Origin of the sequence: Parabacteroides sp. PF5-9 (genome assembly GCF_029893105.1) — a bacterium.
Lineage (GTDB): Bacteria > Bacteroidota > Bacteroidia > Bacteroidales > Tannerellaceae > JARXWG01.
This window is the reverse complement of the sequence record NZ_JARXWG010000008.1, coordinates 81,737-104,811: the sequence shown is the minus strand read 5'-3', so window position 1 is coordinate 104,811 and position 23,075 is coordinate 81,737. Positions and strand designations below refer to the sequence as shown.

General features: G+C 38.8%; 21 protein-coding genes. All 21 read left to right on the top strand.

Going from position 1 to position 23,075, the window contains the following annotated elements; translation table 11 throughout:
* Window positions 1-51: 51 nt before the first annotated feature.
* Window positions 52-540, top strand: a complete 489-nt coding sequence (locus M2135_RS06645) for an RNA polymerase sigma-70 factor (RefSeq protein WP_129733359.1) — start codon at window positions 52-54, stop codon at window positions 538-540.
* Between the two features lie 11 nt (window positions 541-551).
* Window positions 552-1,337, top strand: coding sequence for a FecR family protein (locus M2135_RS06640; RefSeq protein WP_129733358.1), 786 nt, complete (start codon window positions 552-554; stop codon window positions 1,335-1,337).
* Window positions 1,338-3,767, top strand: a complete 2,430-nt coding sequence (locus tag M2135_RS06635; protein WP_129733357.1) for a carboxypeptidase-like regulatory domain-containing protein — start codon at window positions 1,338-1,340, stop codon at window positions 3,765-3,767.
* A gap of 92 nt (window positions 3,768-3,859) precedes the next feature.
* A complete protein-coding gene (locus tag M2135_RS06630) occupies window positions 3,860-4,210 on the top strand; it encodes a hypothetical protein (RefSeq protein WP_129733356.1) in 351 nt (116 codons plus the stop codon).
* A 114-nt stretch (window positions 4,211-4,324) separates the two neighbouring features.
* Window positions 4,325-4,756, top strand: a complete 432-nt coding sequence (locus tag M2135_RS06625) for a DUF6769 family protein (RefSeq protein ID WP_129733355.1) — start codon at window positions 4,325-4,327, stop codon at window positions 4,754-4,756.
* Between the two features lie 116 nt (window positions 4,757-4,872).
* Window positions 4,873-5,667, top strand: a complete 795-nt coding sequence (locus M2135_RS06620; RefSeq protein ID WP_129733354.1) for a phosphatase PAP2 family protein — start codon at window positions 4,873-4,875, stop codon at window positions 5,665-5,667.
* A 12-nt stretch (window positions 5,668-5,679) separates the two neighbouring features.
* On the top strand, window positions 5,680-6,411 hold the full coding sequence (locus M2135_RS06615; protein ID WP_129733353.1) for a glycosyltransferase family 2 protein: 732 nt from the start codon (window positions 5,680-5,682) through the stop codon (window positions 6,409-6,411).
* 13 nt (window positions 6,412-6,424) lie between these two features.
* Window positions 6,425-7,072: a lipid-A-disaccharide synthase N-terminal domain-containing protein gene (locus M2135_RS06610; RefSeq protein ID WP_129733352.1), complete on the top strand. Its 648-nt coding sequence runs from the start codon at window positions 6,425-6,427 to the stop codon at window positions 7,070-7,072.
* Window positions 7,069-8,091: an NAD-dependent epimerase/dehydratase family protein gene (locus tag M2135_RS06605; protein WP_129733351.1), complete on the top strand. Its 1,023-nt coding sequence runs from the start codon at window positions 7,069-7,071 to the stop codon at window positions 8,089-8,091. The genes M2135_RS06610 and M2135_RS06605 overlap by 4 nt, the downstream gene beginning before the upstream one ends.
* Before the next feature lie 23 nt (window positions 8,092-8,114).
* Entirely contained in the window at window positions 8,115-9,683 is a 1,569-nt protein-coding gene (locus tag M2135_RS06600; RefSeq protein ID WP_129733350.1) for a glycosyltransferase family 39 protein, read from the top strand.
* A gap of 104 nt (window positions 9,684-9,787) precedes the next feature.
* The gene (locus tag M2135_RS06595; protein ID WP_129733349.1) at window positions 9,788-10,399 is read left to right on the top strand and encodes a hypothetical protein; all 612 of its coding nucleotides are present in this window, start codon (window positions 9,788-9,790) and stop codon (window positions 10,397-10,399) included.
* Window positions 10,400-10,500: 101 nt separating this feature from the next.
* Window positions 10,501-10,923: a transcriptional repressor gene (locus M2135_RS06590; RefSeq protein WP_129733348.1), complete on the top strand. Its 423-nt coding sequence runs from the start codon at window positions 10,501-10,503 to the stop codon at window positions 10,921-10,923.
* Between the two features lie 46 nt (window positions 10,924-10,969).
* Entirely contained in the window at window positions 10,970-11,407 is a 438-nt protein-coding gene (locus M2135_RS06585) for a DUF6769 family protein (protein WP_129733347.1), read from the top strand.
* 165 nt (window positions 11,408-11,572) lie between these two features.
* Window positions 11,573-12,898, top strand: a complete 1,326-nt coding sequence (locus M2135_RS06580) for an efflux RND transporter periplasmic adaptor subunit (protein ID WP_129733346.1) — start codon at window positions 11,573-11,575, stop codon at window positions 12,896-12,898.
* Window positions 12,899-12,918: 20 nt separating this feature from the next.
* On the top strand, window positions 12,919-16,062 hold the full coding sequence (locus tag M2135_RS06575; protein ID WP_129733345.1) for an efflux RND transporter permease subunit: 3,144 nt from the start codon (window positions 12,919-12,921) through the stop codon (window positions 16,060-16,062).
* Window positions 16,059-17,237, top strand: a complete 1,179-nt coding sequence (locus tag M2135_RS06570) for a TolC family protein (RefSeq protein ID WP_129733344.1) — start codon at window positions 16,059-16,061, stop codon at window positions 17,235-17,237. The genes M2135_RS06575 and M2135_RS06570 overlap by 4 nt, the downstream gene beginning before the upstream one ends.
* 11 nt (window positions 17,238-17,248) lie before the next feature.
* Window positions 17,249-17,521, top strand: coding sequence for a hypothetical protein (locus M2135_RS06565; protein ID WP_129733343.1), 273 nt, complete (start codon window positions 17,249-17,251; stop codon window positions 17,519-17,521).
* Window positions 17,522-17,584: 63 nt separating this feature from the next.
* A complete protein-coding gene (locus M2135_RS06560; protein ID WP_229058570.1) occupies window positions 17,585-19,477 on the top strand; it encodes a heavy metal translocating P-type ATPase in 1,893 nt (630 codons plus the stop codon).
* A 38-nt stretch (window positions 19,478-19,515) separates the two neighbouring features.
* On the top strand, window positions 19,516-20,364 hold the full coding sequence (locus M2135_RS06555) for an RteC domain-containing protein (RefSeq protein WP_280747747.1): 849 nt from the start codon (window positions 19,516-19,518) through the stop codon (window positions 20,362-20,364).
* A 339-nt stretch (window positions 20,365-20,703) separates the two neighbouring features.
* Complete coding sequence (locus M2135_RS06550; RefSeq protein ID WP_129733340.1) at window positions 20,704-21,063, top strand: helix-turn-helix domain-containing protein; 360 nt, start codon at window positions 20,704-20,706, stop codon at window positions 21,061-21,063.
* Window positions 21,026-23,065 (top strand): AAA family ATPase, encoded by a 2,040-nt coding sequence (locus M2135_RS06545; protein ID WP_163176179.1) that lies wholly within the window; start codon window positions 21,026-21,028, stop codon window positions 23,063-23,065. The genes M2135_RS06550 and M2135_RS06545 overlap by 38 nt, the downstream gene beginning before the upstream one ends.
* Window positions 23,066-23,075 lie beyond the last annotated feature (10 nt).

Here is a 23,075-nt window from a genome sequence, read left to right as displayed (position 1 = left end):
ATGTAGGGTATTTATATCTTCATGCGGTATAATAGTAAAATGTCCAACTGGATGATAAGCAAAGCAGAGTTCAAACAATTATTCGATAAGTATTTTGATACGATTCGAAGTTTTATCTTCTATCGCTGTGGCGATAGGGATGCAGCATCGGATATGGCACAGGATGTCTTTATGAAGATTTGGGAGAAACGGGAACAACTGGATAACCTTAATTTAAAACCATTGCTTTATAAGATAGCAAACGATATGGTTATAAGCAATTATCGAAAAAGTTCTACCCGTTTAGATTATGAGGTGAGTATGAGTATTCAGATTGATAGTCCCTTGTCGCCCGAAGATGAATTAAACTTTGAAGAATTGGCATCTACTTATGCTAAAGCATTAGAAAAGATGCCGGAATTACAAAGGGTTGTTTTCCTGATGAGCCGGAATGATGAACTAAAGTATAGTGAAATAGCCCAATGTTTGGATATAAGCGTAAAAGCTGTCGAAAAACGGATGAGCGCTGCTTTGCAATTTCTTAGGACAGAACTATTATAATTAAAGAAGATATGAAAACGGATGATATTAAAATAACCCCTAAATGGAGTAAAAGCAAAGAAGATATTTGGGATAGTGTCTTTGAAGGATTGGAAGAAACTCCCAAAGTTATTGAAATGGCTCCCCGAAAAAGATCATTGTGGTTTTATGCGGCTGCATCTATTGCTGCAATAGCTATAATTCTACCCTCCATAGCATTTTTCTATACAAAAAATGAAGTTGCTGAAAGAGGTACACATCTGGCGGTGGTTTTACCCGACGGCTCTAAAGTAGATTTGAATGCCGAAAGTAAAATCGGCTATAAACCTCTCTGGTGGTTTATTTCCCGTGATGTAGAACTGAAAGGCGAAGCATATTTTGAAGTTGAAAAAGGAAGCACATTTGATGTACGTTCCGGGCAATACACTGTAAGTGTACTGGGAACAAGTTTTAATGTGTTTTCCCGTGCCGAAAATTTTAAGGTAACCTGTCTTACCGGAAAGGTGAATGTTTCGGATAAATCGGAATCAGTAATACTTACCCCGAATATGCAGGCATTATTAAGTAATGGCAAACTTACCACTAATGATGTCGAAGATGCGAAAGAATCTATTAATTGGAAACATGGTAAATTTGTTTTTGTTAGCGTACCTTTGCAAGATGTAATTCAGGAGATTGAAAGACAGTATGATATTGAAGTATTGCCTAATTCAAATCTGAATTATTCATATTCAGGTAATTTTACGAAAGCTAAAGATCCGAATGATGTGCTTAAAATAGTAGGTAAACCGTTCGGAATAGAATTTAAGATAAAGTAATTGAAGAAATTTATAGTTATACTTATAATAACCCTTACAGGCACAATTGCAGCTTTTTCACAAGAGCTGCATTTGGTCGTTAATGACAAGCCCCTTAACGATGTTCTGCGGGGATTACCCGTAGAAATTTCTTTTGATGATAATGCCCTTTCCCAATATAAGGTAACGGTCAATCGAAAATTTAATAATCCTCAAAGCGCACTTGATTTTTTGCTGAAAGATAAACCGTTTCGCCACGAAAATATAAACGGAGTTTATGTTATCGCTTCCTATACTGAAAAGATAGAGCAACCGCCTGTTGTTGAAGTTAAGCGGTACTATACGTTTTCAGGGACAATAAGGGATGCAGATAGCGAAGAAGGTTTACCTTACGCTTATATCACTACTCCCGAAAAGACCGTTTCAACTGATGAAGCAGGTTATTTTTCTTTCAAAACCGAGAAAAAAGGAAATCAGCGTGTACAAGTGCAGTATTTGGGCTATCAGGCACAAGATACTATTCTTTCTCCCGGACTAAACGAAATCCGGCTACAATCTGCTGTTTTTACTATGGATGAAGTAATCGTCAGTCCTGCTCCCGCCACAATGCTTATCCAATCCGGCAATAGTCCCGGCGAAATCCGCATCAATCATCAAATTTCAAAATATATTCCCGGAAGCAATGATAATTCCGTATTTAACCTTATGCGGATGATGCCCGGAGTAAGAGCATCGGGCGAGCCATCGGAAGACCTGATTGTGTGGGGCAGTAATATGGGTGAAAGCAAGATAACATACGACGGATATACGCTATTCGGTATAAAGAACTATAACGACCATATAGGTTCGGTCAATCCCTATATGGTAAAAGACATACGCATCTTGAAAGGCGGGTACGGCTCCAATCAGGGCGGACGTATCGGTGCCATTACGGAGATAACAGGTATAGACGGTAATTTTAATGCTCCGTCTGTAAAAGCAACTGTCAGCAATTATACAATGAACCTTTTTGCTTCGGTACCCTTGACAAAGAAATTGAATATCTCTGCTGCTTACAGGCAGACTTTCTATAACCTGTATAACAATGAGAATGTGGATTTATCCAATAGTGAAAATAATCCACAAACGATTTATTCAAGCATATATATAAAGCCTGATTACCATTTCAATGATGCCAATTTAAAGCTATCAGGAAAAGCATTTAAGGATGATTCCTATTACATCAGCCTGTATGGAGCTAATGACCGCTTTAAATACTCGGTAAATCAACCAAACGAGTATGATGTCAATGCTTCTGAAAAGAACAGGCAATATGGTGGGGCGGCTTCTTATAAACGGGTATGGGAAAACGGCTCAACTACAAAAGTTGTGGCTACATTCTCACGGCTTACCTCTTTGTTGGATAATCTCACAATACTGGGAGATAAAAAGCCGACAACAGACGATGTTAGTCATCTGGATAATGAGGTACAGGAGTTTTCGGTAAGACTTAACCATGACTTTAATATCGGAAGCCGTAACAAAGTACAAGTTGGCGGGGAGTGGCAACAATACAGGGTAAGTCTGAACGAGCTATGCGGAGAACTGGATAAGCCGACAGTCTATATTACAGATAATATATTATTGGATAATTTGACTTTAAGTGCAGGTGTACGGGTGGATATGCCATTGAATAAAAAAGTCTATGTACAGCCCCGTTTATCCGGCACATATAAAATATCGGAAGAACTAACTGCAACTGCTTCGTGGGGACTATACAATCAGTTTCTTACCCGTACCGCATACCAATATGATGAATCGGGATTTCAAACCGTATGGACTATGGCAGACAGTACCTTTACAAAGGCAATGCACACTACCGCAGGTATTGCATACAGTAAAAACGGCTTCTTGGTCAGTATGGAAGGATATTATAAGACTACAAAAAACAGTCAGTATTTTTTGGATAATACAGTCTATAAAATAGATAATACGATTTTAGGAGCAGACTTGTTTGCCAAAAAGCTAATCAGAAATCATACTTTATATGGCTCGTATTCCATCAACCGCCTTAGTAAACCGCAAAACGAACTTTCGCATGAAATAAAAGTCGGAGGTATCGGGGCATTCGATCCTTTCTATTTTTCGTTGAGTTATGTTTATGGTACAGGCTTTTCTTATATTTCCACTGGAGGGCACGGACATGGACAAGGCAATGAGGAAGGACAGCATGGCTCCGAACACGAACATACGGATTATTCCGATGAGCCATACAGCCGCTTTGATATAGGTGCTACATACAGGGCACAAATAAAGAAAGTAAGGCTGCAAGCAGGCGTATCGCTATTGAATGTGTTTGGTACTAAGAATATAAAATACAACTATCAGATTTCCGGTCAAAATACTGCAACAAATATCTTCACAAAAGCAACTCCATTTACTCCAACGGTATTTCTTGAAATTATTTTTTGATTTATGGTAGGGTAAACCCTGCTTTATGCGGTTACTATTACGAAAGCGCTTCAGAAAAAAACAAAGTACAAATTCGTAAATTAGTAGATCAAATGAAAAAGTTATTTTATTCGTTGGCAGTAGTTTTATTTGCAGTAACATTCGTTGCTTGCAGTAATGACGACCATGAAGATTTTGGGACATCAGCAAAACAAGATATTGAAGCCAGAGCTGCGGCTTTAGGATTTGATGATGTTGCAGCTTACCAAGCAAGTGTAGCAGAGCAATGTTCAGCGGGAAATCATGAAAATTGTGATATTTATAACGATGGCACTCACGAAGCCTGCGCATATTCCGACCATTCAGGGAAAAACCATGACGGCACCCATCACAATGGAACCGATCATGGAACACATGACAAAGATGGTCATTCACACGGTTCGCATGATGGTAAACACCATTAATAACCTTTATGTACGATGGGATTCAATAAAGGGGAAACAATTTCTTTATTGAATCCCTTTTTTAAAACACATTGCCTATAATAAAATTATCTAACCACAGTTAAGATATTAAGTTTGAAAAATAAATGTTCCATATCCGCTATTGTACTCTCAACCATACTATTTTTGGTTTTTGCAGTTATTCCACATCATCATCATGGTGGGAAAGCCTGCATTGTTATCGAGTTGTGTGAGTTGGATAATGCAATAAACGATGAACATACACATCACAGCGATACGGATAGTGAGCAAAATCACGATGAAACCTGTATTGCTAAATCAAAATTCATCATTCCTACATCTGTTGATGAAACAAAACTAAAAGTATCAGATAATCAAAATGATACTGTTTTATTTCCTATCTTTTTCCTTGTTGGAAATTTATTTAATTATAGTTTAGATAGTTCATTTATCGAATCTGATTACGGTGAGTATATACTAAGCTATAAATCCGCAGCAGCAAATCAATTTCATGGTTTGCGGGCACCTCCTTTCACCTTTTCATAACAGAAAGACTAAATTATAGTCTTTATCCTTTGTGCTTGTAATCTATCTTCCGGTAGATACTAAGCCACCGCTATATCTAATTTTCCGAACAATCCCAAAAAAATAATATAAATAAGATGTTTTTAAAATTGACAAAAGCATTGTGTACCATTGTGTTATTACTTTCGGTTTCACTCCCAAATGCTTATACCCAAACAAATAATAACACGCTTTCTGAAAGCGATAGTATTCAGGTAAATGACTATAAATTCTCATATAAACAATTAATAATACCTGCATCCCTGATGTTGTACGGAACAATAGAAGCAACATTAGCGCCCAAAAATCGCCTATTAAACTATGCCATAGGGCATGAAGTAATAACACACAAACCTGAAAAGTTTCAGATTGATGATATAACGCAATATGTACCTGCGGCGAGTGTATATGCTTTAAACTTAGTCGGGATAAAAGGCAAACACAATTTCAAAGACAGGACGATTATTTTAGGAATGGCAAGCCTGTTCACGGCGGCTTCAGTGAATGGTTTAAAATATACGGCACGAGTTGAAAGACCAGATAAATCCGCAAAAAATTCTTTTCCGTCAGGGCATACGGCAATCGCTTTTATGGGTGCTGAATTTCTTTGGCAAGAATATAAAGATGTTTCAATCTGGTATGGAATAGCGGGATATACTATCGCTGCGGGAACCGGAGCATTCCGCATATACAATAATAAGCACTGGGTAGGCGACGTCGCATTCGGTGCCGGGCTTGGCATATTAAGTACAAAACTTGCCTATTGGCTCTATCCTACTGTTGAAAAGAAAATATTTAAAGGTGGTCAGGAGAAAAAGAACAAACGAAATCTTGCTTTTTACCCCTATTACACAGGTCAGCAGGGTGGTTTATCGCTTTCAATGCAATTTTAAAATATAAATGATATGAACTCTACAAAAGATTATGATTTAACCATAATAGTTCCTGTTTATAATGAAGAAGAAAATATAAACAAACTTGAAAAGGAACTATCTGAATATGTATGTTCTTCATCAGTAAAAACCTGCATACTATTCGTTGATGATGGATCGAAAGACCAAAGCAAAACATTGATACAGGAAGTGTGTCAGCGAAACCGTCATCTTTTTTATATAAGTTTTGCTCGAAATTGCGGATTAAGCGCAGCTATAAAAGCAGGGATAGATATAGCCCAGTCGTCATTTGTCGGATATATAGATGCTGATTTACAAACAGCGCCTAAAGATTTTGAACTTTTATTGCCATATAGAAATGAATATGAAATGGTAATGGGTATCCGTACAGGACGCAAAGATAGTTTAGGAAAAAAACTATCGTCGAAAATAGCCAATAGTTTTCGCCGCATGATGACTAATGACGGCATAGAAGATACGGGGTGTCCACTAAAAATTATTCATACCGAATACGCTAAACGCATTCCGATGTTTACGGGGATGCACCGTTTCCTACCTGCTCTCCTTCAGTTACAACATGGCAGGGTAAAGCAGGTTCCTGTTAGGCATTTTGAACGTACCGCAGGTCAATCAAAATTTCATTTATGGAACAGGTTGGTTAGTCCTTTTATGGATTGCTTTGCTTTCCGATGGATGAAGAAACGGTACATAAACTATACTATTGAAAAAGAAGGTATTAATTAAGCCATAGCAAAAAGTGAATAACGACATTTGGTATTTTGTTTTAGGTTTTTTAGCACAGGGGTTATTTTCTGCCAGAATGCTTATTCAGTGGATTTTATCGGAAAAGGCTAAAAAAGTTGTATCTCCGACTATCTATTGGCAGTTAAGTTTATTAGCTTCTATATTATTTTCTATATATGGGTGGCTAAGGGGAGATTTTGTAATAATTCTCGGACAACTATTCTCCTATTATATCTATATATGGAATTTGAATAGTAAAAACAACTGGAAAAAAATCCATTTAGCTATAAGAACAGTAATTCTCTTAATACCTGCTGCCGCACTTTGCTATGTGCTATATAACAATGAAGTAAGCATTGACAGGTTATTTTCAAATATATCGTTATGGTTACTTCTATTTGGTTCCGCAGGTCAGATAATTTTCACTTTCCGCTTTGTTTATCAATGGTGGCATTCAAGATTGAGAGGTGAATCTGTCCTTCCCTTAAACTTTTGGCTGTTGAGTATAATAGGTTCTCTGATAACTATTGCATACGCAATATTCAGAGAAGATCCGGTATTGCTTATTGGTCAAAGTTTTGGTTTTATCACATATTCCAGAAATGTGTGGTTGATTATAAAAAACTGTAATGAGGATGAATCTAAAAAAGAGATTAAATGAAAATATTAGTTACAGGCAGTGCAGGATTTATCGGATTTCACTTGGTAAAAGCATTGGTTGAAAATAAAGAGAATTTCGTTGTGGGAATAGATAATATAAATGACTATTACGATGTAAACCTAAAATATGGCAGGTTGTCTGAATGTGGAATAGGAAAAGAGGATATAACAGAAAATGAAGTAGTCCATAGTTCATTTTATTGCAATTATGATTTTGGAAAGATTGATCTTACGGACTTTATACAATTAGGTGTTCTTTTTAAGAAGTATCAATTTGATTATGTTATCAATCTGGCAGCACAAGCGGGGGTTCGGTATTCTTTAGAAAATCCCCATGCTTATATCAACTCTAACATTCTTGGCTTTGTAAATATCTTAGAGTGTTGCAGGCATAATAATATCAAGCATCTTATATATGCTTCCAGTTCTTCGGTTTATGGATTGAACAATAAAATTCCTTTTAAGGAATCTGCCACAGTTGATAATCCTGCCAGTTTTTATGCTGCAACAAAAAAAAGTAATGAACTGATGGCTCATTCTTATAGTCATTTGTTCAATTTGCCCTCCACAGGAATAAGACTTTTTACTGTATATGGAGCATGGGGAAGACCTGATATGGCTCCGATGATTTTCGCAAGATCTATTCGGGAGGGCAGAACAATCAAGGTTTTTAATAATGGGGATATGCTTAGAGATTTCACCTATATAGATGATGTTATAAAAAGCATCGTCTTACTCTTGGATAAAACTCCGGATAAAAATTCAGATTCCGCTTTCTATCAGATTTTTAATATCGGCAATTCAAAGCCAGTTAATTTACTCCAGTTTATAGAAGCGATTGAATATGAAATGCAAAAAGACGCTCATTTGGAAATGTACCCTTTTCAATCCGGTGATGTAAAGGAAACCTATGCTGATATAAGCAAATTGACCAGATACATTCATTATAAGCCCAAAACAGTATTACCGGAAGGAATAAAATCATTTATTGAGTGGTTTAACTCAATGGAAAATCAATAGGTGTTAATCCTTAATTATTAACTATGACATTAAAACGATTATTTACGATTGACCACATCTACTATATTCTTGTTTTTGCATTAATGTTCCCATTAATCCTACTCCGGGATTATACGCCTGCAAACGAACTTAGATATTTGAATATAGTTGATGATGCCTTAAAAACAGGGAATTTTTTCTCATTTTATAATCATGGTGAAATATATGCCGATAAACCGCCTTTATATTTCTGGATTATAATGCTCGGAAAAAAGATATTCGGAAGTCATCAAATATGGTTCTTGTCGCTATTCTCATTACTACCCGCTTTTGTCATTCAGTTTACGATGGACAGGTGGACACGAGCTGAACTTCCAAACGAATATCAATCCAGTGCAAAACTATTATTGTTCACAAGCGCTCTATTTATGGGTGGAGCCATTATTCTAAGAATGGATATGTTAATGTCTATGTTTATAACATTGGCATTATATGTTTTTTATAGAATGTATTCAGGCAGAGAGAGAAAATATGATAAGTATTTGCTTCCTCTTTGTATTTTCCTCGCAATATTCAGTAAAGGGCCAATCGGAATAATTATTCCGGTAGTCTCTATACTGACATTTCTAACTATAAAAGGGAAAATTAAGGATAGTGGAAAATATTTAGGGTTTAGAACTTGGGGAATACTCTTATTGCTTTGTTCTGTTTGGTTCAGCTTAGTGTGGGTTGAAGCGGGAAATAGTTATTTGAACGATTTACTCTTTAATCAGACATTCAACCGTGCTGTTAGCTCATTCCATCATAAGGAGCCGTTCTATTATTATTTTCAGGTATTTTGGTATTCCTTCGCTCCTTGGTCAATTTTATTCTTTGCCCTTATCCTGTTAGGGATTAAAAATAAGCTGATAAAAACAGATATAGATAAATTGTTTTTGACTGTTGTTTTAACGTCATTTCTTGTCTTATCTATTGTAAGTGCAAAGATTGAAATTTATATGTTGCCTGTATTTCCTTTTGTGGCTTATCTGTCAGTTATTATATTGATGAGATTAAAGAATAAGAAATGGATTGTATATTTTATGATAGCGTTATCTCTCATAGCAATAATGGCTTTGCCGTTGTTTTTATTGAGTAAAAATGATATTACATTTTCTTGGTTGAATGAAATTCACACTTCCATAATATGGGGATTAATTTCACTTGCTCTATTTGGATTCCTTTCTTTATATTTTCTGATTTTCCGAAAGAATATAATTCGTTCGATTAACAGCATATCAATAGGGATTTTAACCGTGATATTTATTGTATCCTTTGAAATGCCTTTTCTGAACAGCTATGTCGGTTATGAAAATATGTGTAAGAGTGGGATTGAGTTATCAGAAAATTCAAAACAATACATTGTTTATGGAATCCGCCGTCCAGAGAATATGAAAGTATATTTAGGAGAGAGTGTTATCATAGCTGAAAAGGATGATATTATGTCCGATATTTATGGCGGTTCAATACTTTTTATTTCTGATAGAGCATTGAGAAAAGATTTTTCATTACGGGAGTATATTGAGAAAAAGCCCTCTACAAAAATAGGAGATAATCTTGTGGTAAAATTATGAGAAGTGTCTTTCTCCGTTCAAGTTAAAAATTATTTTATTTTTTGGTAGGGTATAATTACTCTTATGCGGTATATTAACATATAACATTTTAACAATAAAGGAATATGAAAAGAGTATTTTATTCATTAGCGGTTCTCGCATCGGTTATCACATTCGTTTCTTGTAGCCAGGATGATGATAGCAACTTTGGAGATATAGATCAAAGTTTGGAGCTTCGTGCATCTACACTCGGTTTTTCAAATGGCGATATCTACAAAAGCAGCGTGCTGAATCAGTGTGCTGCCGGAAATCACGAAAACTGCGATATACTTGCAGACGGAACACATCAGGTTTGTACAAATTCCCAACATTCAGGAATTAAACATGACGGTACCCATCACAATGGCACAGGCACAGGACATGGAGGAAATAACCATGATTCCAATACCTGCATGGATGTAAGCCACAATCATAACAACACACAAAACCACGATGTGAATACTTGTACTGATGCAAACCATAATCACAATAACGGACAAAACCATGATGTGAATACTTGTACAGATACAAGCCATAATCACAATGGAGAACAAAACCATGATGTGAACACTTGCACTGATGCAAGTCATAATCACAATGGGGAACAAAATCATGATGTGAATACCTGTACTGATAAGAGCCACAATCACAATGGAAGTGCCGATGGCTCTCATAATAAGGGCAACCATCATAATTAAGATATTATATGCAAAAAGGATGTGCAGTGATTTTAAAATCAGCATCATTTGACACATCCTTTTTGTTATAGAATAAATAACATAAATAATCTTTGAAATACGTGGACGATTTTATCATAAAATTATTAGAAGGAAAAGGCATAAAGCCCACATCTACACGGATTTTAGTATGGGATACAATGCTAAAGTTCACCGAAGCATTCAGTTTAGGGGACTTAGAGAAAAAATTATTGAGCATTGATAAATCGACTATTTCTCGTATAATTCACCTCTTTAATGATAATGGGCTGATTCATAAATTTGACGACGGATCAGGTTCGGTTAAATATTCGGTTTGTCAGGAGGATTGCGGTTGTAGTGAAGGTGATTATCATTTACACTTTTACTGTAACTACTGTAAAAAGGCATTTTGTTTGGAAAACGTGCCTGTTCCTCAAATAGAACTACCGGGAAATATGGAATTGGAGAGCGTTAATTTCGTAATTAAAGGCTATTGCGGAAAATGTGATAAGATTGCAACTTAGTTGCATGACTTTTTATTTTATCTTTGCACAGGTAAAAAAAGATTTAGTGAAACGAATTATTTCCATATCGTTTGTTGCATTGTCAAGTTTAGTATTACTGATACTTGCAATAGTACCACATCATCATCATGAGGGATTGGTGTGTATTGTTATGGAGATATGCGAACAGGATAATCAGGTAAACGATGAACATACAGACCATCGTGAGTTACCTAATGACAGTGACCATGAACAATCTTGTATTGCTGAATCTAAATATACTTCACCCAAAACGACAAATGAAACTAAGTGCAAGGTTTCTTCTTGTCAAAACCATGATCTTACACATTTATTCCCGATATTCTTTTTAGCTGCGGATTTCTTAATCTACGATTCGGGAGAATCAACCTCCGACTTTGAGTACGGAGAATTTATTTCATTCTATAAATCCGCAGAAGCAAACCAATTTCACGGTTTACGCGCCCCTCCTTCCATAATTTCCTGATGTTTTGACTTACAGGCTGTAAGTCATGCTGCTTTGTGCATTTGGATATGTTCAAGGCATAGGGTATTGGTATATACATATCAACCCATAAAAATCAATATTTCTCACGAGAAGCAAAGCAAATATCAGGATATGCTTTACTTCCCCCAATAATTAAAAAATAAAATGAAAACGTACATAATAGGATTATTCGTTGTTATCGCAATATTATTAACCGGATGCAATTCCGGTCAGGGAAAAAACAATCAAAAATCAAGTGATAAACATGAGCATGTTGATGGTGATGGACATGACCATTCTAATGAGAAAGAGCATGAACACTCCGAAGGTGATGGACATGACCATTCAAACGATAAAGAACATAAACATACTGACGGCGATGGGCATGACCACGCTAACGAGAAAGATCATAAGCACTCCGAGGGCGACGGACATGACCACGGAGCAGAAGCAATGGAAGACAGCCATTCGGATGAAATACTTTTCACCAAACAGCAAGCGCAACTTGTTGGATTGAAGACAGAAACCGTTGCTCTTGGTAGTTTCTACAATTCCATTAAAACCAGTGGACAGATACAAGCCTCGCAGGGTGATGAAGCTGTTATTGCAGCTACTTCCAACGGTATTGTATCTTTCACCAATCCGTCCATAACAGACGGTACAGCCGTACAAGCCGGACAATCCATTGTAACTATTTCAGCAAAGAAACTGTTGGAAGGCGATCCGTCCGTAAAAGCGCGGATTGAATACGAAACTGCACAGAAAGAGTTCCAACGTGCCGAATCATTGGTAAAAGACCAGATTATTTCCGCTAAGGACTTTGAACAGGCTCGTTTGCGTTATGAAACAGCGAAAACAGTATATCAGGCACAGGCAGGCAATATGACAGCCACCGGGGTAAGCGTTACAGCTCCCATTGCCGGATATATTAAGAACAGGCTTGTTGCACAGGGGGAATACGTTTCAGTAGGTCAGCCCATTGCAACTGTATCGCAGAATAGGCGTTTGCAGCTACGAGCCGAAGTATCAGAGAACAATTTCAAGATACTTAAAAGCATCAGTAGTGCTAACTTTAAGCCTGCCTATGACAATCAGGTATATAAACTTTCGGAACTTAACGGCCGGCTTTTATCTTTCGGTAAAGCATCCACTGACCAATCTTTCTATATTCCTGTTACATTCGAGTTTGATAACGTGGGCGATATTATTCCCGGAGCATATACCGAAGTATATCTGCTTTCGACCTTACAGGATAATGTAATATCCGTTCCCGTTTCTGCTATTACCGAAGAACAGGGACTTAACTTCGTGTATCTGCAAATAGGCGACGAAGAATATAAGAAACAGGAAGTAACCCTCGGACAGAATAACGGCGAAAGAGTGCAGATCCTTTCAGGTCTTCAACGCGGAGCCAAAGTAGTTACCAAAGGAGTATATCAGGTGAAACTGGCAGCAACTTCTTCAGTAATGCCCGAAGGACATAGTCACTAACCATTAAAACACGAATCAGTATGTTGAACAAGATAATAAAATTCTCGCTGAACAACCGTGTCGTTGTTTTAGTGGCATCCCTGCTGCTTATGCTGGCAGGAACCTATACAGCCGTCAATATGGAAGTCGATGTATTTCCCGACCTCAATGCACCCACCGTTGTGGTGATGACAGAGGCACGAGGTATGGCTCCCGAAGAAGTCGAACGGCTCGTTACTTTCCCTGTCGAAACCGCCCTGAACGGTGCTACTGATGTACGCCGTGTGCGTTCATCCTCTACCACAGGCTTTTCTATCGTATGGGTAGAATTTAACTGGGGAACGGACATCTACCGTGCCCGTCAGATTGTATCCGAAAAGTTAGCCGTTGTCAATGACCAGTTGCCGTCTAACGTTGGTAATCCGACGTTGGGGCCGCAATCGTCCATACTGGGTGAGCTTATGATTATCGGAGTAACCGCCGATTCAACCTCATTACAGGATTTGCGGACATTATCTGACTGGACTATCCGCCCCCGTTTATTATCAACAGGTGGAGTGGCACAGGTAACCGTTCTCGGTGGTGAAATCAAGGAATACCAGATATTGCTCGATCCCGGAAAGATGAAACATTACAACATCGGACTCAATGAAGTAATCGACGTCGTTACCGAAATGAACCAGAACGCCGCAGGTGGTGTATTGTATGAATACGGAAACGAATTTATCATCCGTGGCGTGCTTTCAACAAATAAAATACCATCATTGGGAAAAGCTGTTATCAAAACAGTAAACAATGTTCCTATCCTGATAGAAAACATTGCTGAAGTAAAAATAGGAGATAAAGCACCTAAACTGGGTATGGCATCCAACGACGGCAAAGCTGCCGTATTGATAACTGTTACCAAGCAACCGGCTACAAGTACGCTCGAATTGACAGACAAACTTGACGCTTCGCTTGCCGATTTACAGAAACAGCTTCCGGCAGATGTGAAGATAACAACCGACATCTTTCGTCAGGCACGTTTTATAGACAACTCCATCAATAACGTACAGAAATCATTGTACGAAGGGGGTATCTTCGTGGTTATCGTTTTCGTTATCTTCCTGATGAACGCACGTACAACCATTATATCACTTGTAACGATACCGTTGTCATTAGTCTTTGCAATACTCTCCTTAAAATTCATGGGGCTTACTATTAATACCATGAGCCTCGGAGGTATGGCTATTGCTATTGGCTCGCTTGTGGATGATGCCATTGTCGATGTAGAAAATGTGTTCAAGCGATTGCGGGAGAACAGGCAGAAACCAAAGGAACTGCAAAAAACCGTACTCAACGTCGTGTTCGATGCTTCCAAAGAAGTGCGTATGCCAATTCTATACTCCACATTTATCATCATCGCCAGCTTCGTTCCCTTGTTCTTCCTTTCTGGAATGGAAGGTCGTATGCTTGCACCGTTAGGAGTAGCCTTTATTATGGCATTGATAGCTTCTACCGTAGTAGCCTTAACCCTTACTCCAGTATTGTGTAGCTACCTGTTGGGTAAACCACGAAAAGATGATAAACCGGAACGTGAACCGTATATAGTAAGGAAACTGAAAATCGTTTACGAGGTAGCCCTTAAATGGACACTCAAATACAAGAAATGGGTACTTGGCGGAACAGGTGTTGTTTTAGTGATTGCCGTTATCATTTTCTTCTCATTAGGTCGTAGCTTCCTGCCGCCATTCAATGAGGGTTCATTTACCGTAAGCATCAGTAGTATGCCCGGTATATCGCTTGAAGAATCCGACAAGATGGGGCGTATAGCAGAAGATATCTTGCTTTCCATACCCGAAGTTCAAACCGTAGGACGGAAAACAGGACGTGCCGAACTCGATGAACACGCACTCGGTGTAAACGTATCGGAAATCGAAGCACCGTTCATCCTCGATAAACGTTCCAAAGATGAAGTGCTTGCCGAAATACGCGAAAAGATAAAAGTGTTGCCGGGAGTGAATATAGAAATAGGCGCACCCATTTCGCACCGTATCGACGCTATGTTATCCGGTACACGTGCCAACATCGCTATCAAGTTGTTCGGAACAGACCTCAATAAAATGTTCTCCATCGGTAACCAAATAAAAGCAAACATTCAGGACATTGAAGGTATTGCCGATCTGAACGTAGAACAACAAGTGGAACGTCCGCAGTTGAAGATAGAACCCAAAAGGGAAGTAATGGCGAAATACGGCATAACCTTACCCGACTTTGCGAAGATTGTAAACGTCATGCTCGCAGGTGAAGTCGTTTCACAGGTGTACGAAGAAAACCGCTCGTTCGACCTTACCCTAAAAGTAAACGACGATAGCCGTGAAACAGCCGAAAGGATAAAGAACCTTATTGTTGATGCCAACGGACGTAAAATTCCATTGAGTAATATAGCCGAAATAACATCGTCCACAGGCCCCAACACCATCAATAGGGAAAACGTTGCCCGTAAGATTGTAATATCGGCTAACGTTGCCGGACGTGACCTGCGCGGAGTAGTAAATGACATTCAGGACATCGTAAACGAAAAGATAGAACTGCCCGAAGGTTATCATATTGAGTACGGCGGACAGTTTGAGAGCGAACAGGCAGCATCACGCACCCTGCTTATTACCTCAATCTTCTCCATTCTTGCTATTTTCATGCTTCTGTTTGCGCAGTTTAAGAGCATAAACCAGTCCGTTGTTATCCTGCTTAACCTGCCGCTTGCCCTTATCGGCGGAGTGTTTGCCATTTTCTTTACTAACGGCGTTCTGAGCATACCGGCTATTATCGGGTTTATCTCCCTGTTCGGTATCGCTACACGTAACGGTATGTTGCTTATCTCACGATACAACGACCTTGTGGCAGAGGGGTATAGCAAACTTGATGCGGTAATGACCGGCTCGTTAGACCGTCTAAACCCCATCTTGATGACCGCATTAACCTCCGGTCTTGCACTGATACCGCTTGCATTGGGTGGTGATTTGCCGGGTAACGAAATACAAAGTCCGATGGCAAAGGTTATCCTGGGCGGATTGCTCACATCGACTTTGCTCAACGGCTTTATTATTCCTATCATGTACTTAATTACAAACAGGAAAGTAGTTGAAACCGAAATTCTGGACAACGAGGAACCTGAAGTAAACAACACTAAATTAGAATTAGAATGAGAACAATCATAATAACCATGTTGGTACTCTTCGCAGGCATAACGCTCAATGCGCAGAATAATATCAACCCTGTATTGTCTTCGATAGAAGAGAACAATACAACCCTGAAAGCCCTCCGCGAACAAGTTGAAGCGGATAAGCTGCAAAACAAAACGGGCATCTTCCTTGATGATCCGGAAGTGGGCTTCAATTATCTCTGGGGTAACCCTTCAAATATAGGTAATCGTACCGATTTTAGCGTATCGCAGACATTCGACATTCCCACCATTACGGGAATGAAAAGTCGGTTAGCAAACGGTAGAAACAACCTTGTGGAATGGCAGTACAAAGCCGACCGTATGAATATATTGCTCGAAGCAAAACAATACTGCATTGAACTGATATATTACAATTCCCTGCTTAAAGAACTTTATTTGCGTCTGGAACATGCAGAAACCATTGCCAAAGGTTATAAAGACCGTATGGACAGGGGCGACGTAAGTATCTTGGAGTACAACAAAGTAAACCTGAACCTTTCTACCATACAAGGAGAAATATCGCGCATGGAAGTAGAACGTGATGCACTCCTTGCCCAGTTGAAAAGGCTGAACGGCGGTATCGACGTAGTCTTTAATGATGCAGACTACGGCAGCCGTGAGCTTCCGTTGAACTTTAACGACTGGTATGTACAAGCCGAAGATAAAAACCCGGTGTTGGCATACGTGCGTAACGAAATCGAAGTAAGCCAGAAACAGGTATCACTAAGCAAAGCGATGAACCTGCCTAAGTTTACCGCCGGATACATGAGTGAAAAAGTAGTCGGACAACGGTATCAGGGTGTGTCGCTTGGTATATCCATACCGCTATGGTCGAATAAAAATCAGGTGAAACAGGCAAAGGCATCTGTTGCTGCTGCCCAAAGCCGCGAAGCCGATACCAAGCAACAGTTTTTCAGCCAACTGCAAATACAGTATTCCAAAGCAATGGGACTGAAAACTACTGCCGACAAATATCGTAAATCGCTGGCAAACGTAAATAATACCATCCTGTTGAAAAAAGCACTTGATGCGGGTGAAATATCCTTGCTTGATTACATGGTTGAAATGGGATTGTACTACGACAACGTAAACCAGACGCTTGCAGCCGAAAGGGATTATCAACTGGCATTTGCCGAACTTGCAGCCGTAGAACTCTAAAAAATGATGTCATGAAAAGACAGCAAAAGAAAAAAAAGAGTAAGGTCATTGCAAAGAAAAAAATGATTAGTTCAAGAGCAAAAAAATGGATTGTAGCGTTAAGTATAACCATTGGGATTACATTAGGTTTTTTGTTATGGTATTATGTAACCAGATGTCCCCATCATCATTGTTTCTTTCATAGATGGCCGTTAAAGGAAGTCTTATTCTTTGGGACTTTGTTTACACTATTACCATTTGTGTTTTTGAATGAGGAATTGTATAAAAAGAAGTATAAACGATAAATTAAAATAATTATGGGAAATTGCAATGATGGGGCTTGTGTTATAGACAAGACCAAACAGGAAATGGATACCTCACAGAAAAGAGGTTACATCCGGGCGGCTATCTCCTTTGTGATGCTGATTGCAGGCATCATCTTTTCCGCTGTCGGGCTTTCGTTCTTTGCCGATAAGTGGGTACAACTCGCATGGTATATCATCGCTTATATTCCGGTAGGCTTACCGGTGATAAAAGAAGCATGGGAAGCCATTCGCCAGAAAGACGTATTCAGCGAGTTTACATTGATGAGTATAGCTACCATCGGGGCGTTCTTTATCGGAGAATACCCCGAAGGCGTTGCAGTAATGCTGTTCTATGCCGTAGGCGAACTCTTTCAGGATGCAGCGGTAAACCGTGCAAAAAGGAGCATTAGTGCATTACTTGATGTCCGACCAGAAACAGCGACAGTTATTAAGATGGATAAAACTGAAATAATGTCGCCGGAGAATGTAAATGTAGGTGATATTGTGGAAGTCAAGGTAGGCGAAAGAGTGCCTCTTGACGGAATTTTACTGAATGAATCGGCATCTTTTAATACTTCGGCATTAACTGGAGAGAGTGTTCCCAGAACGATACGGAAAAATGAGGACGTATTTGCAGGTATGATACTTACCGACAATGTTTCAAGAATTGAAGTAACGAAACCATTTGGTATGAGTGCTTTGGCTCGTATTCTTGACCTTGTTCAGAACGCCACAGAAAAAAAGGCACCCGCAGAACAGTTCATACGCAAATTTGCCCGCATCTATACTCCGATAGTGGTGGCACTGGCTGCGCTTATAGTGTTATTACCACTGGCATACTCTGCTATTAATCCGGCATTCAATTTTGTGTTGTACGACTGGGTTTATCGTGGATTGGTATTCCTCGTTATTTCCTGCCCGTGTGCTTTGGTTATCAGCATACCGTTGGGCTACTTTGGTGGTATCGGGGCGGCAAGCCGTAAAGGAATACTATTTAAAGGAAGCAACTATTTGGAAGCCATTACCAAAGTAAATACGGTGGTGATGGATAAAACCGGAACACTGACACAGGGAGTTTTCAAGGTACAAAAGATTGTTCCGGCAGATTTTCTGCTCGAAACAGACCTTGTGAATTTAGTGGCTTCGGTTGAAACGCAAAGTACGCATCCCATAGCGAAAGCTATTGTGGAATATGCAAAAGAGCAGAATATCGAAGTAATTAAGCCGGAGATTGTGAATGAAATCGCAGGGCACGGCTTACAGGCTTCTATCAATGGTAAAATAGTTCTTGTGGGTAATCCTAAATTATTGATAAAAAACAATGTAGAGTTCCCGCCGGAAATAGCGACTATACCCGAAACGATTGTTGTTTGCGCTATCAATGGCATCTATTCCGGATATATTCTGGTAGCCGATGCTCCGAAAGAGGATGCAGCTACAGCCGTGAACGCTTTGCGTGAGTTAGGAATTAAGAATATTGTAATGCTGTCAGGAGATAAACAGGCCATCGTTTCGCAGCTTGCCACAGAGTTGAACGTTACGCAAGCGCATGGCGATCTGCTGCCCGAAGGAAAGGTTGAGTATGTAGAGCAGTTGAAGTCCGATCCGGGTAATAACATTGCTTTTGTAGGCGATGGGATAAACGATGCGCCTGTTCTTGCCATGAGCGACGTAGGCATTGCAATGGGTGGACTGGGTAGCGACGTTGCCATAGAAACGGCAGACGTTATTATTCAGACAGACCAACCGAGCCGGATAGCAACGGCTATAACAATAGGCAAAGCTACACGCCGAATTGTTATACAGAATATAAGTCTGGCTTTTGGTGTAAAGCTCATTGTGTTGATTTTGGGTGCAGGAGGTGTTGCAACCTTATGGGAAGCGGTATTTGCTGATGTTGGGGTATCGTTATTGGCGATATTGAACGCTATTAGGATTTTGAAAATGAAATTTTAATTATGCCCTGTTGGGGTTTGTACCTAAAATATAGCCTTATGAATAAACACGTCAATACTATAATCGAAAAAGTGAATGATCAGCTTGAAGCTATTGAACTGGAAGAAGAAGCCTCTTTAAGAAAAGCTAAAAAAGCAGTTTTGTTGCTAAAAGGAATTATGCAACAGCTAAAGATGAAACTGAACGATTATAAGTTCAAAAGTGATGATGAAAAAATATGTTTTTTTAAAGAGTACAAACCCCAACTTTTCAGCAAATTAATCTATTACTCGGAGATTTATAAGATAGAAACTAATCGACCGACTGGAAGTGATACGGCACAGAAAAATTATATAATAAGGGAATTAGACAGGATAAAAGATTATTTTGATAAAAACTTAGATTTCTACCAGTATTACAGGACAGAGAAGACTCATCTTGACCGTTATTATTTTCTTCGGGTAGAGCCGAATATTGAACTTAATGTAGATTGCTTCTACTTTGAAAGGGATAATAATTTTTCTACCAGTTTTGATTACAAAGTTTCTAAAATATTAGCCAATGAGATGCTCCGTATTTATCTCAATGCTGAATTAAATAAACTGGAAAAACATCCTGAAAACGAAATGGATAACTCTAAATTTCCCCGTATAAAACATACTTGGACAGGAACTAAAACAGAACTTGTCGAACTGATTTATGCTATATATGCAAAAGGAAGCATAAATTATGGAAACATTGATATTAAAGAGTTGATAGATTATTTCTGTAATGTTTTCAATACCGATGCCGGAGAGTTTTACCGCATCTATTTGAATATCAGAAACCGGAAAGAAAGCCGGACTTTATATCTTGATTCATTGCGAGATAGCCTTAACAAAAAAATGGATGATGACGATAACAGGTAAAATGTCAGGTGGTCAATAAAAAAACAGCAGAAGTAATTATAAAAATCAATTCATTATCAATAAGTTATGAGAAAATCAATATAAAGATGATATAAAGTTTATCTTAACGGATTTTCCCTCTTTTAGCCCTGAAAAACTATCATTTTCAGGGCTTTTTTACGTCTTTTTCTTCCAAAAATACCCAATGTAAAGATTCTCACTTTACATTCCTAAAAAAACAAAACTAAAACATTCTGATTATTAGATATTTAGAATGAAATTTCAAAAATAGTTATAGCAACTTGTCATTCTACGTTTTTGCAACTTCCGAACTTTGCATCAATTCAATAAGTAGCAATTATGGATGTCATTACAATAGAATCACAGGCATACAAAGAATTAGTTTCCAAAATTAATGCCATAGCGAAATTCGTGATAGATCATCAGGATGATGATACTACCAACCCGGACGAAATGTGGGTGGACAGTTACGAAGTTTGCACCTTTCTCAAAATCAGCGAACGAACACTTCAACGTTTGCGAAGTAACCGGATGATTTCTTATTCCATTATCTCCGGCAAATCATATTATACCATTGCTGAAATAAAACGGATGCTTACTGAGAAAAGAATCCGCAGCACCGATGAATGTATGAATGACCTTATAAATAATCATAAACTCCATGCTCAACAAAGACGAATTATTAAGACGGACGAATAACGGTTTGGACGTATTCAAACACTATATCCCAGTCCAATGGAAAACAGGACGTAATTTCCTTAATCCTTTGTATGAAGACCGTAAAGCATCGTGCAATGTATATTTTGACCGTCGTAATGGCGTTTATAAAATTAAGGATTTCGGCAATGACGATTACAGTGGCGATTGCTTTTTCTTCGTTGGAAGATTGAACGGTTTGGATTGTAGCAATGGAGCTGATTTTGTCGAAATATTAAAGACAATAAACAGGGATATGGCATTAGGACTGGGTGATTCCGATTACTCTCATACTCCGCAGCCAATCACATCGAACAAACAACAGCCTACGCCTGAACTACCCAAAAACAAACCGTATAATATCATTCAACAAAAATTCACTCAAAAAGAACTGGATTTTTGGAAGCAATCAGGTATTACGCCCGAAATATTGAAATACTACAAAACAGTTTCCCTGAAAGAATTTAGAAGCGAAAATAAAGACAATAAACCATTCTACTATACTTCATCAGAAAATGAGCCTATTTTCGGATATATGAGTAAACGGTATGTGAAGATTTACCGTCCGTTTTCGGAAGTCCGTTTTTTATATGGTGGTAATATCGGGGAGAATTACTGTTTCGGACTGGAGCAATTACCCGCCAAAGGAGATACGCTGTTTATCACCGGCGGAGAAAAAGACGTGATGACACTTGCCGCTCATGGATTCCACGCTATCTGCTTTAATAGTGAAACCTCTATAATCCCGACAGGGATCATCTACAAACTGACATTCCGGTTTAAACATATTGTACTGCTCTATGATGCAGATAAAACAGGAACAGATAGTGCGGTGAAGCATGAAAAGGCATTGTCCGAATATGGTGTTAAACGTCTTGTACTCCCACTTTCGGGAGAAAAAAAGGACAAAGATATTACCGACTATTTCAGTAAGGGTAATAGCCGGAAAGAGTTCCGACAATTATTTCTCGATTTTCTTGATAACCTATATAATGAAACAATGACCATGCTGAAATCATGCGAAATTGATTTTAACAATCCTCCGGCAAAAGCAGAAGAAGTTATATCTGCCGGCGACGTACCACTGGGCACACAGGGTAACATACTTTGTATTACTGGCGGTGAAGGCACAGGAAAAAGCAACTATGTTGCTGCCCTGATTGCAGGTTCGATAAGAAACGACAATCGTCCCATTGATACGTTAGGCGTTGATGTACGGGATAATTCCGACCATAAAGCGGTTTTGCTCTATGATACGGAACAATCGGAAGTACAGCTTTTCAAAAATGTATCAAATCTTTTAAAGCGTGCTAAACTGGAAGAAAAACCGGAAGAACTACGGGCTTTTTCTCTTACGGGAATGTCCCGAAAAGAACGGTTACAAGCTATTGTTCAGAGTATGGATAAGTACCATTACGAATATGAGGGCATTCGCTTAGTTGTCATTGACGGGATAGCAGATTTAGTGTCATCGGCAAATGACGAAGTTGAAAGCATCAGGATTATGGATGAACTATACAGGTTGGCAGGAATATACCGTACCTGTATTATATGTGTGCTTCATTATGTACCCAATGGCTTGAAATTGCGTGGGCATCTTGGTTCGGAATTACAACGCAAAGCTGCTGCAATCCTTAGTATAGAACTTGACAGCGATCCGTCAATATCAGTGGTGAAGGCGCTCAAAGTAAGGGACGGCAGTCCTCTCGACGTTCCTTTAATGCAGTTTTCGTGGGATAAAGAATTAGGTATGCACATATATATCGGAGAAAAACCACGAGAGGAAAAAGAAAAAAGGAAAGAGAAAGAACTGGCGACAGTTGCCCGTGAGATATTCGATTCACAAAGGCATCTGACCTATATAGACCTATGCGACCGCATACAGCAGATAATGGATGTAAAGGAACGTACCGCCAAAAGCTATATTAAATATATGCGAGAGAAAGATATAATTATAAAAGATCCGTCCAATCAAAACTACTTTATGATAGGGCATATCATCTAAAAACGAAATA

Bases quoted from the DNA above. Each gene is read 5' to 3' on its own strand.
- M2135_RS06645 (WP_129733359.1), top strand. From the start codon at position 52: ATGATAAGCAAAGCAGAGTTCAAACAATTATTCGATAAGTATTTTGAT.
- M2135_RS06640 (WP_129733358.1), top strand. From the start codon at position 552: ATGAAAACGGATGATATTAAAATAACCCCTAAATGGAGTAAAAGCAAA.
- M2135_RS06630 (WP_129733356.1), top strand. From the start codon at position 3,860: ATGAAAAAGTTATTTTATTCGTTGGCAGTAGTTTTATTTGCAGTAACA.
- M2135_RS06620 (WP_129733354.1), top strand. From the start codon at position 4,873: ATGTTTTTAAAATTGACAAAAGCATTGTGTACCATTGTGTTATTACTT.
- M2135_RS06615 (WP_129733353.1), top strand. From the start codon at position 5,680: ATGAACTCTACAAAAGATTATGATTTAACCATAATAGTTCCTGTTTAT.
- M2135_RS06605 (WP_129733351.1), top strand. From the start codon at position 7,069: ATGAAAATATTAGTTACAGGCAGTGCAGGATTTATCGGATTTCACTTG.
- M2135_RS06600 (WP_129733350.1), top strand. From the start codon at position 8,115: ATGACATTAAAACGATTATTTACGATTGACCACATCTACTATATTCTT.
- M2135_RS06595 (WP_129733349.1), top strand. From the start codon at position 9,788: ATGAAAAGAGTATTTTATTCATTAGCGGTTCTCGCATCGGTTATCACA.
- M2135_RS06580 (WP_129733346.1), top strand. From the start codon at position 11,573: ATGAAAACGTACATAATAGGATTATTCGTTGTTATCGCAATATTATTA.
- M2135_RS06575 (WP_129733345.1), top strand. From the start codon at position 12,919: ATGTTGAACAAGATAATAAAATTCTCGCTGAACAACCGTGTCGTTGTT.
- M2135_RS06570 (WP_129733344.1), top strand. From the start codon at position 16,059: ATGAGAACAATCATAATAACCATGTTGGTACTCTTCGCAGGCATAACG.
- M2135_RS06565 (WP_129733343.1), top strand. From the start codon at position 17,249: ATGAAAAGACAGCAAAAGAAAAAAAAGAGTAAGGTCATTGCAAAGAAA.
- M2135_RS06560 (WP_229058570.1), top strand. From the start codon at position 17,585: ATGGATACCTCACAGAAAAGAGGTTACATCCGGGCGGCTATCTCCTTT.
- M2135_RS06555 (WP_280747747.1), top strand. From the start codon at position 19,516: ATGAATAAACACGTCAATACTATAATCGAAAAAGTGAATGATCAGCTT.
- M2135_RS06550 (WP_129733340.1), top strand. From the start codon at position 20,704: ATGGATGTCATTACAATAGAATCACAGGCATACAAAGAATTAGTTTCC.
- M2135_RS06545 (WP_163176179.1), top strand. From the start codon at position 21,026: ATGCTCAACAAAGACGAATTATTAAGACGGACGAATAACGGTTTGGAC.